Below are 12852 nucleotides of genomic sequence, written 5' to 3'. Positions count from 1 at the left end.
ACTTAAGATTGCGGTACAGTCATATCACCAGAGTGAATACGACCTGCTTTTTTAAGAGCAATGTAAAGTATATAAGAAACAGCTACTGGAATGACGATATAAGTAATTACCATCGCCGGGAGAACTTCCCATCCTTGGCTGGAAATTAAATTAATTGGTGCGATAAGAGAACTTAATCCAAGACCTGCAATTTCCTTTCCTGCTTCCAGTTGGAAAATTAATGCGGATACTGGACCGACTATAGCACTGGCAACGACAGTTGGGACGAGAATCATTGGATTTTTAGTGATATTTGGTAACTGTACTTTCGGAGTACAAAGTGCTTGAGCTAATATGCCACCTAAATTATTTTCTTTCGCTGAGATGACAGAGAATCCGATAAACTGAGCGACGCATCCGGCAAGAGCAGCACCACCTGCAACACCGTCTAAGCTAAGTGCAATTGCTAACGCAGCTGATGAAGCTGGAGAGATAAGTAATAGTCCCCAAACGACTGCAATGACGATAGAAGCGATGAATGGGCTACCAGCTGAGCTATCTTTAATAAACGCTCCAACTGTATTTAAAACAGGAGTAATATTATGAGATAACCAAATACCAACTAAACCAGAACCTAATATGGCCGCAAATGGAACGAGCATCATATCTAACGCAGTTTTTCCACTTAAACGTTTACCAATATATACAGCTAAAGTTGCTGTTAATAATGCACCGATTGGCTCACCTGTTTTAATAATTAGACCAGCTTCAGTAATTGAAATGGATCCGGCACCAATTGCTCCGGCTACCATCGCTGAGAAGATTACAAGACCGTTTGCACCGAGCATAAAAGCAATTCCGGCACCAATTGCCGGTGCCATTAGTGATTTTGCAACAACTCCGATTGTAATAAATAATGGTATATCAACAATTCTTCCTATATTTTCGATCAGTAAACCAATTCCGAGGGATACGAAAATACCTTGTGCGATTCCAGCAGATGCTTTAAATACACGAGACATTATATATTCCTTCATTTGTTTCACCTTCTTCTATAAGTTAGTAACCAATTGTTTTCATATAATCACGTAAAATATCGTTTGATTTTGCGAATCGAGATTCTTCATCCTCTGTTAAATTGAGTTCTACAACTTCTCTTATACCGTCTCTAGTAATAATAGCTGGTACTCCTGTACAAATATCATATTCACCATACTCACCATCTAAAATGGCTGATACAGCAATGACACGGTGATCATCATTAAAGATTGAACTCGCAATATATGCTAGAGAATTTCCAATTCCGTAATAAGTAGTTCCTTTACGTTTATAAATTTCCCAACCAGCTTTTGCAGTCTTCTCAACAATTTCATCTAAATCTATTTCACCAAATCGTTCTTTTTGTTCTTCTAAAATTTGCAGAATTGGCTTTCCACCAACAGTTACATGAGACCAAGCAACCATTTGAGAATCACCATGTTCTCCTAATGAATACCCATGAATACTACGAGGGTCTACATGTAGCATTTCAGATAAAATTGTTCTTAAGCGAGAAGAATCTAGTGATGTACCAGTACCGATTACGCGATTTCTAGGTAATCCAGATAATTTCCACACTTCATATGTAATAATATCAACTGGGTTCGATGCAAGTAAGAAAATACCATCAAATCCACTTTCCATTACGCCGTCAACAACACTTTCCATAATCTTCGCACTCGCTCCTAAAGTATCTAAGCGACTTTGCCCTGGTTTTGGTGCTGGCCCTGCTGTAATAATAACAATGTCCATATCTTTGCAGTCTTCATAGCTTCCTGCATATACTTTTGTTCTTGTATTTGTAAAGTTAATGCAATGTGATAAATCCATTGCTTCCCCAACTGCACGTTCATGATTTATATCAATTAATAATAGCTCTTCACAAATCCCTTGATTTACAATGGAATACGCACAACTTGATCCAACTAATCCAGTACCGATAATTGCAATTTTTCTTGTATGTCTTTTCATAGCAATCTCTCCTAATTGATCATATAATCTATTTCTTTTGCTCTTTACACTCCTAATTATAAAGGTTCTCACGATAGAAACCATGGATACTTTGTGAAATATTGAGCAAAACGTTTGTCCTTTTTGTGAATTGTTATATTCCATTTTCGTCATATTTGTTACAGCTGGAAAAATATTTATTATGTATTTATTGACATATAAAAAAAGAAGACGAGCGAATAAATTCGCTCGTCTTCTTTTTCCTGTTATTCCGCACTTAATTGACTTTTTAATTGCTGCACAATCATTGGATTCGCAGGTGCTGCCGGTTTGTAATAACTTTTTTGCTTTGCGTACTCATACATATTACGTTGGCGCATCTCATCTTGATTACGAATTTGAATTAACGTTTGATGTAACTGCTCATTATCAGACTGAGCAATATAATTTGCATAACTTGTTAAACTTGCATTTAATCCTGCCAAATAATCATTTACCATATCTTTTTCATTCATGTTCCGCTTCCTCCTATCCTAGGAAAGTCATTAATTGCTGTTTCGTATTTCGTGCATCTTGCGCATCCTTTTGTAACATTTGTTTCAATTGTGGATCTGTACACGTCTGTGCATACTGTTCCAACTTGTTAATAATTGTTGCGTGTCCACCAATTAAATGACGTAAGTTTTCTACTTCAAGCTCTGTTAAATTTTGCATGGAATACTCCTACCTTTCTTCTTTCATTCTCCTTTAGTATTCTGTTCTTTTTAAATCGTATTCATGAAAAAGCTTTCTTACATTTCAAATCAATCACATCTATTTATAAATACAAAAAAATGTTATAATTACAGAAAAATACAAATATTCAAAAGCTAACCTTATAATAACAGTATAATCCTCAAACAAACCATGGTAGGAAGGTGTGCTCATGCAAAAATATGTTAAAGTTATCTTCTTTATCATTTACGCAATCCTCTATGTAAAACTGTTGATTGATATATTAAATTTAAAGCCGTTATTCACTTCTATAGCTTTACATATGTTATTTCTCATTTGCTTTCTATTTATAGCACTTAACAATTATAAAAATCGTAACACTACATTTTTCCTATTGTTTATTAGTGCAACTCTATTAGTAAGTATTAGCTTCATTAAAAGTATTCTTATATAAAGGAGCAATAAACATGAAAACACATGACTTCCTTACAGAAATCCAGAAGGGCTCTGAGCCTAGTCCATATCAAGACCCCATCGTATTCAGTTTCGTTTGCTTTTTCTTAGCGATATATACATTTTTCAAACCTGCAAAATAATATCATTTCATAAGAAAAAGCCTACCATTCTTTTCGAATCATATGCACTAAAAAACCTTAGAATCACTTCTAAGGTTTTTGTTTACCTTGCTTCTTATTCACGTAACCCTTTAATAAACGTTTCCAATAATACATGTAAACTTATATCTAGATCTAACGGCAAACCAAATCCGCCTTGCTGTTCAATCGAAGCAAATCCATGACAAATACTTCTGAATCCGCGTGTCGCATGAAGTGCATTCTCTCCTTCTAAGCCATACTGTTGTAATACTTGAAGACAAAGCTTTACAATTCCGTCACCTGCTTTTCTTACTTCTTCATCTCGTAAAAAAGTTGCTTCATATAGTCCAGGATGTTTTCGGACAAATGCTACATACGCTTCTCCTAATGCATGAATTGCTTCATCCATACGTTTATCCTCGGCCGCTTCTTCCAGTTTGTTATGCAGCTGTTTTATTCCGTAAATACCAAGATTTTTCCGTACATCTTGTAACCCTTTTACATGATTATATAGTGAGGGCGAACGTATCCCTAACCTTTGCGCTAATGAAGCTAACGTTACTTCTTGTATTCCATTTGTATCTGCAATTTCTGCCGCTGTTTCTACAATTTTTTGTAATGTAAGTCCGATTCTCGGTGACATAAATTAACCCTCTTTCTTACTTTCTATATTCCGTTTCGCTTCCTTAATAGCAAGCTCTATGACAGTCCCTGGATTCTTTATCATTTCCCCATGCCCTGCCGCAAGTAAGGAAGGCTCATATTCGCTTAACTTCTCTGCACTTTGTAATGATATTTCTTTGCTCCACGTTGCCATCGCAGGAAACGGAAACCAAAATTTCATTTGTCCCGAAACAGCCATACCTCCTCTTGTTTGGAATGCATCCCCAACAATAAGAGCTTTATTCCGTACATCAAGAAACGACATGGATCCTGGTGTATGTCCCGGTGTCATAATTGCAAGAAGCGATCCAACTCGGTCGCCATCTTCTAATAAAACATCAGGTACCGTTTTTACTTTTTTAGGTACACCGCCTTTTATCGGTATATTCGGTTCATCCTTTTGTAACGTCGTATCTCCTTCTAACAGCTTTGCGTCCCGCTTAGAAATATAGACTGGAACATGAGGAAGTACTTCCTTTAATGCATCTAATGCACCGATGTGATCATCATGCGCATGTGTTAATACAATTTTAGTAATTGGTTTTCCTATTTTCTCAGCCGCCTGTAAAATACCTTTTGCGCTATATGGCAAAGCCGCATCAATTAAAGTTAAACCATCTTCTTCCTCTACAAAGTAACAATTTACAGGAAACGCTCTTGGCAAAAATGACAATTGATATAACGTTTTTTCATGTATCATCCTCATAGTCCCATCTCCCTTTTCACGAAAACTAATACTATTAGTTTTATGTCACTAAAAAATTTATTTTTTTCAAAAAAAAGAACAGTAGCCGTATAAACGACTACTGTTCTTTAAAGATATTAAACTGTGTAACGCTCATCTTCTAAAATTTTCGCAGCGATTTCACGTTTCTTCGGAATTACGTTAAGTGGTGTGTGACGAGTTAATTTACGTAATGATGATAACATCATGCGCAGCATGTCGCCGTTTTCAACTGCGATAAGTGTTTCTTTCGCATCTGCTTCGATTTCGTTAAATGCTTCTTGGCAGAATACTTCAGTGTATAACACTTTTTGTTTATTCTTTTCAAGACCAGTTGTTTTGATCGCTTTTTCTGTACGAAGAACAGCTGATTCCATTGCGTATAGATTGCTTACGATGTCAGCGATATTTACAAGAATTTCTTGCTCTTTATCTAATGCTTTACCGTATTTTTGAGCCGCTAATCCAGCTACCATTAAGCCGATTTTCTTCGCATTAGTTACTAAATACTTTTGAAGTGCTAATGGCTCATCGCCTACTTCTTCTGGCATCATCATCATTAACTCTTCTTGTAATTTTTGTGCTTTTTGAAGAAGTGGTAATTCACCTTTCATCGCTTTACGTAAGAACGTACCTGGTACGATTAGGCGGTTAATTTCGTTCGTTCCTTCGAAAATACGGTTAATACGAGAATCGCGGTACATTCTTTCAATCTCGTACTCTGCCATAAATCCATAACCACCGTGAATTTGAACACCTTCATCTACTGTATAGTCTAATACTTCAGAACCGAATACTTTGTTTAAAGAGCACTCGATTGCATATTCAGCGATAGAAGCTGCTACTGCTTTACCATCTTTTACTTCTTCTTCAGATAATGTGCTCATGCGGCTTTCGAATAAACCTACTGTACGATATACAGAGCTTTCAGCTGCATATGTTTTCGCTGCCATATTCGCAAGTTTCTCTTGAATTAATGGGAAGCGAGCGATTGGTTGTTTGAACTGTTGACGTTGGTTTGCATATTGTGCTGAAATTTCTACTGCACGTTTCGCAGATCCAACTGTACCAACACCTAATTTATAACGACCGATATTTAAAATGTTGAATGCAATAATATGACCTTTACCGATTTCACCAAGTAAGTTTTCTTTCGGTACTAACGCATCTTCTAAAATTAACGTACGAGTTGAAGAACATTTAATACCCATTTTCTTTTCTTCTGGGCTTGTAGATACGCCAGCGTAGTCTTTCTCTACGATAAATGCTGAGAAGTGCTCGCCATCAATTTTTGCATATACAACGAATACGTCAGCGAATGCAGAGTTTGTAATCCATTGTTTTTCACCGTTTAATACATAATGTGTACCTTCTGCATTTAAACGTGCAGTTGTTTTTGCGCCTAATGCATCAGATCCTGAACCTGGCTCTGTTAATGCGTATGCAGCTAATTTTTCACCAGTTGCAAGTAATGGTAAATATTTTTTCTTTTGCTCTTCGTTACCGAATAATACGATTGGTAAAGAGCCGATACCTACGTGAGCACCGTGAGTAATTGCAAAGCCACCAGCGCGAGAGAACTTCTCTGCGATTAACGCTGAGCTTACTTTATCAAGACCAATTCCGCCGTACTCTTCTGGTACGTCAGCGCCTAATAAACCAAGTTCTCCAGCTTCTTTTAAAAGACGAACTGAGCGGTCAAACTCATGTTGCTCTAAATATTCAAGCTCTGGAAGAACTTCATTTACGATAAAGTCCTCTGTCGTTTTTGCAATCATTTTATGCTCAGATGAAAAATCTTCTGGCGTAAACACTTGATCAATCGTAATCTCATCTACTAAAAAGCTACCGCCTTTAACCGCATTTCCTACTGTTTTTTCCATGAAAATTTCCTCCTTCATATTTTCATGAGCCGCTTCTCTCTTTTTGAAAGAAGCTAGCTCTCCCTTTTGTTTTTATAAACCTTTGTTGCTTCCATTTTTTATAATCTAGTTCCAGTGGCTAAAACAGTCGGTCGTTTCACCCCTTCCTGTGAGGCAAAAAGCGCCTCTTCGTCAAGGCTTCCAACGCCCTCCTGTTCTAAACGAGCCACCTGCACTTTTTAAAGTAATTCAAATACTCCCGCTGCTCCCATTCCACCGCCGATACACATTGTTACGATACCGAATTGTTCGTTGCGACGTTTCATCTCGTGAATAAGAGATAGTGTTAGTTTTGCTCCTGTACAGCCAAGTGGATGTCCAAGTGCGATTGCACCACCGTTTACGTTTACTTTTTCTTCATCTAAACCAAGTTCACGAATAACTTGGATCGATTGAGAAGCGAATGCTTCATTTAGTTCGAATAAGCCAATATCAGATAACTCTAAGCCAGCTAGTTTTAACGCTTTTGGAATTGCAGCGATTGGGCCGATTCCCATTACTTCTGGTGGTACGCCAGCTACTGCAAATGAACGGAATTTCGCAAGTGGCTTCATGCCATCGCTCACTGCTTTTTCGCGATCCATTAATAATACAGATGCTGCACCATCACTCATTTGTGAAGAGTTACCAGCCGTTACAGAACCGCGAACGTTAAATGCTGGACGTAATTTTCCTAAAATGTCTAGTGTCGTCTCTGCTCTTACACCTTCGTCTTGTGCGAAAGTGATCGTTTCTTCTTGAAGTTTATTGTTTGATCCAACCGAGCGTAACGTCACATCTACAGGTACTGTTTCATCAGCAAAGTTTCCTGCAGCTAATGCTTTCGCAGCACGTTGATGACTTCTTACTGCAAATGCATCTTGCTCTTCACGAGAAATTCCATATTTCACAGCAACTTGCTCTGCTGTATGTCCCATACCCATATAATATTCTGGAGCCGCTTCTACAAGGCGACTATTCGGACGAACAACGTGTCCCATCATTGGAACTAAACTCATTGATTCTGCTCCGCCTGATAATACAGCTTCAGAGTGACCAAGCATAATACGCTCAGCTCCGTAAGCGATACTTTGTAAACCTGAAGAACAGTAACGGTTAATCGTAATAGCTGGAACATCGTAAGAAAGTCCTGCTAATCCGCCGATATTACGAGCCATATTTAAACCTTGCTCTGCTTCTGGCATCGCACAACCGAAAATTAAATCATCGATTGGTCCTTCATAATTTGCACGCTTTAACGTTTCCTTTACTACTAACGCCCCTAGATCGTCAGGACGAACTGTTTTTAATGAACCCCTCTTTGCTTTTCCAATTGGTGTTCTTGCTCCCGCAACAATGACAGCTTCTCTCATGAACGATATCTCCCCTCGTTATTAGTTACGTAATGGCTTTCCTTTTACAAGCATGTGCTGCATTCTTGCTTGTGATTTCATCTCACTTACTAAGCTAATAAATGCTTCTCGTTCTACATCTAATAAATATTGCTCATCAACTTCTGTTCCGTACGGCACTTTTCCGCCCGCAATGACATATGCAAGTTTCTTAGCAATGTGAAGATCGTACTCTGAAATGTAACCAGATAAATGCATTGCTTCAGCACCAAGTGCAAGAGTTGCATATCCTGTTTCCCCAACAACTGGTATCTTTTTACGGATCGGCGCTTTATAACCAGCTTCATATAAAGCAAGTGCTTTCTGTTTCGCATCGTATAGTAAGTGATCACCATTCACACTAATACCATCTTTATCACCTAAGAAGTTATGAGAAACTGCTTCTTGTCCTGAAGTTGAAACTTTCGCCATTGCGACTGTTTCGAACACTTTATTTGCAACTTTTTGCAGATCAAACTCTACACCGTTTGCCATTTTGTTTAAGTGTTTAATGTATAGCTCTTTATTACCGCCTCCGCCAGGGATTAAGCCAACACCAACTTCTACTAAGCCCATATACGTTTCACTAGAAGCTTGAATGCTCGCTGCTGGTAAGCAAACTTCTGTACCTCCGCCAAGCGTCATACCGTATGGTGCTGCTACAACTGGCTTAGAAGAGTACTTAATTTTCGTCATTGCATCTTGGAAGTTTTTCACAACCCACTCAATTTCAAAGTAGTTGTCGTCTTGTGCTTCCATTAAGATCATTGCTAGGTTCGCACCAACGCAGAAGTTCTTCGATTGGTTACCGATAACAAGACCTTTATAATTCTTTTCTACTTCATCAACAGCGTAGTTAATCATTTGCGTAATATCCATACCGATTGCATTACTCTTCGAATGGAACTCTAAGCAAAGGATGCCGTCGCCTAAATCAATTAAGCTCGCTCCGCTATTTTTCTTTAATACACCATTTTTCGCTTTTAATTGCTTAAGAGAAATTGCTTTTTTATTACGTTCGATTAGCTTATATTCGCCATTATCGTAATAGTAGCTATCGCCGTTATCATGTTTATAGAAAGTAGTGAAACCTTTCTCTAACATTTCTTTCACCCACGTAGGAACAACTACGCCATTTTCTTCCATCTTTTGAACAGATTTTTCAACGCCGATTGCATCCCACACTTCAAATGGCCCTTGCTCCCAGCCGAAGCCCCACTTCATCGCTTGGTCAATTGCAACGATATCGTCAGCAATTTCTTTATGAAGTTTTGCAGAGTATAAAAGAGTTGGTGTAATGATGTTCCATAATAACTCTCCTGCACGGTCTTTCGCGTATACAAGCGCTTTCAATTTATTCGCTAATCCTTTTTCTTGTTTACTTAACTCTACGGATGCAGCTTTTAACTTTTTACGCGCTTCGTATTCCATCGTTTCAGGATTTAGTTCTAAAATTTCTTTTCCTTGTTTTAAGAAGAAGCCTTGCCCCGTTTTACTTCCAAGCCATTTTTTCTCAAGCATGTCATGCATGAAAGCTGGTACTTTAAATACATCACGCTCTTCTTCTTGCACATTTTCATATACGTTATTTGCAACGTGTACGAATGTATCTAAACCGACAACATCTAATGTGCGGAACGTTGCGCTCTTCGGACGACCAATAAGTGGGCCTGTTACAGAATCAACTTCCCCAATGCTATAGCCGCGTTTTACCATCTCTTGAAGAGTAACAAGTAAACCGTACGTACCGATGCGGTTTCCAATAAAGTTTGGTGTATCTTTTGCGATAACAACGCCTTTTCCAAGAACGTCTTCGCCAAATAGTTTCATGAAGCTTAATACTTGTGGATCTGTTTCTTTCGTCGGTATTACCTCTAGAAGTTTTAAATATCGTGGTGGGTTAAAAAAGTGTGTGCCTAAGAAGTGTTTCTGGAAGTCGTCTGAACGACCTTCTGCCATTTTTTCAACTGAAATGCCTGACGTATTCGAGCTTACAATTGAGCCCGGTTTACGAACAGCGTCTACTTTTTCAAATAATTTCTTTTTAATATCTAAGTTTTCAACTACTACTTCAATAATCCAATCTACATCAGCTAGACGCTCAAGATCATCTTCTAAGTTACCTGCTTCAATCAGTGCTAGATTTCCTTTCACTGTCAGAGGAGCTGGTTTTTGCTTTAATAGTTTTTGCACAGCCGTATTACTAAAACGATTTCTCACACTTTTATGTTCTAATGTAAGTCCCTTCGCTTCTTCTTCTTTCGTAAGCGCAGGTGGTACAATATCAAGCAATAATGTCGGAATACCAATATTAGCTAAGTGTGCCGCAATTCCCGAACCCATTACGCCTGAACCTAGAACAGCAGCCTTTTTAATTTGGAACATCCAATTCTCCCCCTATTCTTGAATGAATGCTCATTCAATTTTTCGACATAAGTCGCAATCAATGAGTGAGCCTCTACTAATAAATATATGATACTGTTTAAATTTTCGCAATATATTTATTGATAAAATTTTCTGAAATAAATATTTTTCTTTCATTTGGCCATGCTATATATGTATTTTCTTCACTAAAATACACTTTCCCTTTTTATAATCTGACGAAACTGGAGGAATATATATGGCAAAACTTAAGAAGAACCCTTCAAAGGCTGGAATTAGTGCAGCTAGTGTAACTGGAAACGCAGGTCCGCATAACCACGGCGTGGAAAAAGGACGTCAAGGTAATAACCAACAATATAAAAAGCATAATATGGGCGAAAAATAACGCTATATTTTTGGGCAGAGAACGTGGCATAATGATTAATGGCTGCTTTTTCTGCCCAATTTATTTGTAACAAATGAGGGAATTATAATGAAACGAACAATAGTTATGATTGTAATGATTGCCACACTATTTACAGGGATGATTTTCTTCTCTTATGCACAAAGACAACAAGCTGTAAGAGCTGATCAACCCAACATTACTGGGCAATATGGGGTTACAATCGATGCAAACACAGGTGAAATTTTGTATGGGAAACGCGAAGACGAACGCTCTTATCCGGCTAGTATAGCCAAAATGATGACAACCCTTCTTTTACTAGAGAATGTAAAAGAAGATGAAGAAATTACGGTTACAGAAAACGCAATTAAAACAGAAAGTCAAAGCAAGAAAATTAAACTTCGTGCTGGAGAAAAATTAAAGCGTGATGAGGCATTAAAACTTATGCTTATCATTAGTGCAGATCCAATAGCTGAATCAATTGCAGAACATATTGCAGGATCAAAAAATGAATTTGTGAAAATGATGAATGCTAGAGCGAAGGAACTTGGTACAAAGCATGCGACTTTCAAAAACGCAAGTGGTGCTGATGCAATTGGGAATAAAGTATCACCATATGACATTGCTATTATTACGAAAGAAGCATTAAAGTATCCAGTTGTTTTAGAATATATGAATTCAACGCGTACAACTCTACATACTTCAGAACGCTCTCCAAACATCGCAAACTACGGACGAGAAGAACTATATGACGATCCATATGCGATTGGAAGTAAAAGCGGTCTATCAGCACTTGGCAAATATACAGTCGTAACAGTGGATGAAAAAGACGGTAAACGTGTCATTAATGTTGTATTATCTTCTACCCGCAAGCAACTGTATCCTGATACGAAGAAAATGGCACATTATGCATTTCAGCAATTAAAATAACCAAGGAGTATTTTCTCCTTGGTTATTTTTTAACCATACCTTTTAATACGAACGCAACGTTTGCTGGACGCTCTGCTAGACGACGCATGAAATATCCATACCAGTCGTTTCCATAAGGTACGTAAACTCGCATTTTGTAGCCTTCTTTTACTAGCTCAAGTTGACGCTCATTACGAATACCATATAACATTTGGAATTCAAATTGATCCCTTGGAATGTTGTGTTCTTCAGCAAGTTTTTTTGTATATTCAATAATCGCTTCGTCATGTGAAGCAATTGCAGTATAATTTCCATTTAATAAGTGCATTTTAATAATTTTTTTATAATTGTCATCTACATCTTTCTTGTCTGGGAATGCCACTTCTTCAGGTTCTTTATAAGCACCTTTTACAAGACGTAAATTAGGATTATAAGCATTTAAATCTTCAATATCTTTTTCTGTACGATATAGGTAAGCTTGAATAACAGTACCAATATTATCGTATTCAGATTTTAATTGTTTAAAGATATCAATTGTTTTACCACAGCGTGTATAGTCTTCCATATCAATGGTAACGAACACACCATTTTCTTTCGCCGCTTCTAAAATACGGCGCATATTGTTCATTACGATTTCATCAGAGATATCTAATCCCATAGAAGTCATCTTTAAAGAAAGCTGCGAATCAAGACCTTCTCTTCCAATTGCACGGATTGCTTCAATCGATTGGTTAGCCATTTCATTTGCTTCCGCTTCATTATCAACGAATTCCCCTAAATAATCGATTGTTACACAAAGTCCTTGCTTGTTCAATTGTTTAATAGCTGCTGTCGCTAATTCAATTGTCTCCCCTGCGACAAAGCGACCTGCACCAAAGCGTAAACCGTACTTTTTAGCCAGTTTTGTTAGCGCTTTATTTTTAGATAAGAAAAGAAACGAATTTCGCATTAATTGTTCCATGTAATTCACCCCTATGACTTGATTTATCTGTTTTTTACCCCTCTTCAAAATTATATCATTGTTTAAAATTATTGGATACAAATAATTATTTAGATAATTTATAAAATACTATAAAAACATTTAAAACCCTATATTTCCGCTTATAAATATAACTGAAATATTTTTCGACATTTAGAAAAATGGAGTTTACTAGGCATAAAATAGGCATGTCGAAAATATTCGACATGCCTATAAAACCCTTAATATTCCATGTAAATTATA

Annotated in this window: 12 protein-coding genes; 2 read left to right on the top strand and 10 right to left on the bottom strand. The window is 37.4% G+C overall.

The genetic code is table 11. The annotated features are described in order from the left end of the window. Positions 1–2: 2 nt before the first annotated feature. From QO049_RS02315 to QO049_RS02275, 9 genes are all read right to left on the bottom strand, one after another. Complete coding sequence (locus QO049_RS02315) at positions 3–1016, bottom strand: PTS sugar transporter subunit IIC (RefSeq protein WP_246961534.1); 1014 nt, start codon at positions 1014–1016, stop codon at positions 3–5. Positions 1017–1038: 22 nt separating this feature from the next. Further along, the gene (locus tag QO049_RS02310; RefSeq protein ID WP_423774711.1) at positions 1039–1989 is read right to left on the bottom strand and encodes an L-lactate dehydrogenase; all 951 of its coding nucleotides are present in this window, start codon (positions 1987–1989) and stop codon (positions 1039–1041) included. Between the two features lie 245 nt (positions 1990–2234). Further along, entirely contained in the window at positions 2235–2483 is a 249-nt protein-coding gene (locus tag QO049_RS02305) for a spore coat protein (protein ID WP_001002987.1), read from the bottom strand. A gap of 13 nt (positions 2484–2496) precedes the next feature. Next, positions 2497–2682: a hypothetical protein gene (locus tag QO049_RS02300; RefSeq protein WP_001180555.1), complete on the bottom strand. Its 186-nt coding sequence runs from the start codon at positions 2680–2682 to the stop codon at positions 2497–2499. 690 nt (positions 2683–3372) lie between these two features. Then, a complete protein-coding gene (locus QO049_RS02295; protein WP_000074937.1) occupies positions 3373–3921 on the bottom strand; it encodes a TetR/AcrR family transcriptional regulator in 549 nt (182 codons plus the stop codon). Positions 3922–3924: 3 nt separating this feature from the next. Further along, positions 3925–4647, bottom strand: coding sequence for an MBL fold metallo-hydrolase (locus QO049_RS02290; protein WP_001242324.1), 723 nt, complete (start codon positions 4645–4647; stop codon positions 3925–3927). Positions 4648–4763: 116 nt separating this feature from the next. Continuing rightward, positions 4764–6548, bottom strand: a complete 1785-nt coding sequence (locus QO049_RS02285) for an acyl-CoA dehydrogenase family protein (RefSeq protein WP_000416291.1) — start codon at positions 6546–6548, stop codon at positions 4764–4766. A 218-nt stretch (positions 6549–6766) separates the two neighbouring features. Next, complete coding sequence (locus QO049_RS02280) at positions 6767–7939, bottom strand: acetyl-CoA C-acetyltransferase (RefSeq protein ID WP_001206324.1); 1173 nt, start codon at positions 7937–7939, stop codon at positions 6767–6769. A gap of 21 nt (positions 7940–7960) precedes the next feature. Then, positions 7961–10342 carry a 3-hydroxyacyl-CoA dehydrogenase/enoyl-CoA hydratase family protein gene (locus tag QO049_RS02275; protein ID WP_000486378.1) on the bottom strand — a complete coding sequence of 794 codons (2382 nt, stop codon included), beginning with the start codon at positions 10340–10342 and terminating at the stop codon, positions 7961–7963. A 235-nt stretch (positions 10343–10577) separates the two neighbouring features. On the opposite strand from QO049_RS02275, the gene QO049_RS02270 reads away from it, so the two are divergent. Together QO049_RS02270 and QO049_RS02265 are read left to right on the top strand one after the other, a co-directional pair. Further along, on the top strand, positions 10578–10724 hold the full coding sequence (locus tag QO049_RS02270) for a YuzL family protein (protein ID WP_001096344.1): 147 nt from the start codon (positions 10578–10580) through the stop codon (positions 10722–10724). 87 nt (positions 10725–10811) lie between these two features. Further along, positions 10812–11651, top strand: a complete 840-nt coding sequence (locus tag QO049_RS02265) for a D-alanyl-D-alanine carboxypeptidase family protein (protein WP_000831466.1) — start codon at positions 10812–10814, stop codon at positions 11649–11651. A 22-nt stretch (positions 11652–11673) separates the two neighbouring features. Here QO049_RS02265 and QO049_RS02260 read toward each other — a convergent pair whose 3' ends face one another. Then, positions 11674–12591 (bottom strand): proline dehydrogenase family protein, encoded by a 918-nt coding sequence (locus QO049_RS02260; RefSeq protein ID WP_000436772.1) that lies wholly within the window; start codon positions 12589–12591, stop codon positions 11674–11676. Between the last annotated feature and the right edge of the window lie 261 nt (positions 12592–12852).

The sequence above is a fragment of the Bacillus sp. RB3 genome, assembly GCF_030164735.1.
GTDB lineage: Bacteria > Bacillota > Bacilli > Bacillales > Bacillaceae_G > Bacillus_A > Bacillus_A cereus.
The sequence above is the reverse complement of the archived record's forward strand: the minus strand, read 5'-3'. Positions and strand labels throughout refer to the sequence as shown.

What these genes read in the sequence shown, in the direction of transcription:
- QO049_RS02310 (WP_423774711.1), bottom strand. Translation starts at nt 1,989, where the DNA reads ATGAAAAGACATACAAGAAAAATTGCAATTATCGGTACTGGATTAGTT.
- QO049_RS02260 (WP_000436772.1), bottom strand. Translation starts at nt 12,591, where the DNA reads ATGGAACAATTAATGCGAAATTCGTTTCTTTTCTTATCTAAAAATAAA.
- QO049_RS02305 (WP_001002987.1), bottom strand. Translation starts at nt 2,483, where the DNA reads ATGAATGAAAAAGATATGGTAAATGATTATTTGGCAGGATTAAATGCA.
- QO049_RS02275 (WP_000486378.1), bottom strand. Translation starts at nt 10,342, where the DNA reads ATGTTCCAAATTAAAAAGGCTGCTGTTCTAGGTTCAGGCGTAATGGGT.
- QO049_RS02280 (WP_001206324.1), bottom strand. Translation starts at nt 7,939, where the DNA reads ATGAGAGAAGCTGTCATTGTTGCGGGAGCAAGAACACCAATTGGAAAA.
- QO049_RS02285 (WP_000416291.1), bottom strand. Translation starts at nt 6,548, where the DNA reads ATGGAAAAAACAGTAGGAAATGCGGTTAAAGGCGGTAGCTTTTTAGTA.
- QO049_RS02300 (WP_001180555.1), bottom strand. Translation starts at nt 2,682, where the DNA reads ATGCAAAATTTAACAGAGCTTGAAGTAGAAAACTTACGTCATTTAATT.
- QO049_RS02265 (WP_000831466.1), top strand. Translation starts at nt 10,812, where the DNA reads ATGAAACGAACAATAGTTATGATTGTAATGATTGCCACACTATTTACA.
- QO049_RS02315 (WP_246961534.1), bottom strand. Translation starts at nt 1,016, where the DNA reads ATGAAGGAATATATAATGTCTCGTGTATTTAAAGCATCTGCTGGAATC.
- QO049_RS02270 (WP_001096344.1), top strand. Translation starts at nt 10,578, where the DNA reads ATGGCAAAACTTAAGAAGAACCCTTCAAAGGCTGGAATTAGTGCAGCT.
- QO049_RS02290 (WP_001242324.1), bottom strand. Translation starts at nt 4,647, where the DNA reads ATGAGGATGATACATGAAAAAACGTTATATCAATTGTCATTTTTGCCA.
- QO049_RS02295 (WP_000074937.1), bottom strand. Translation starts at nt 3,921, where the DNA reads ATGTCACCGAGAATCGGACTTACATTACAAAAAATTGTAGAAACAGCG.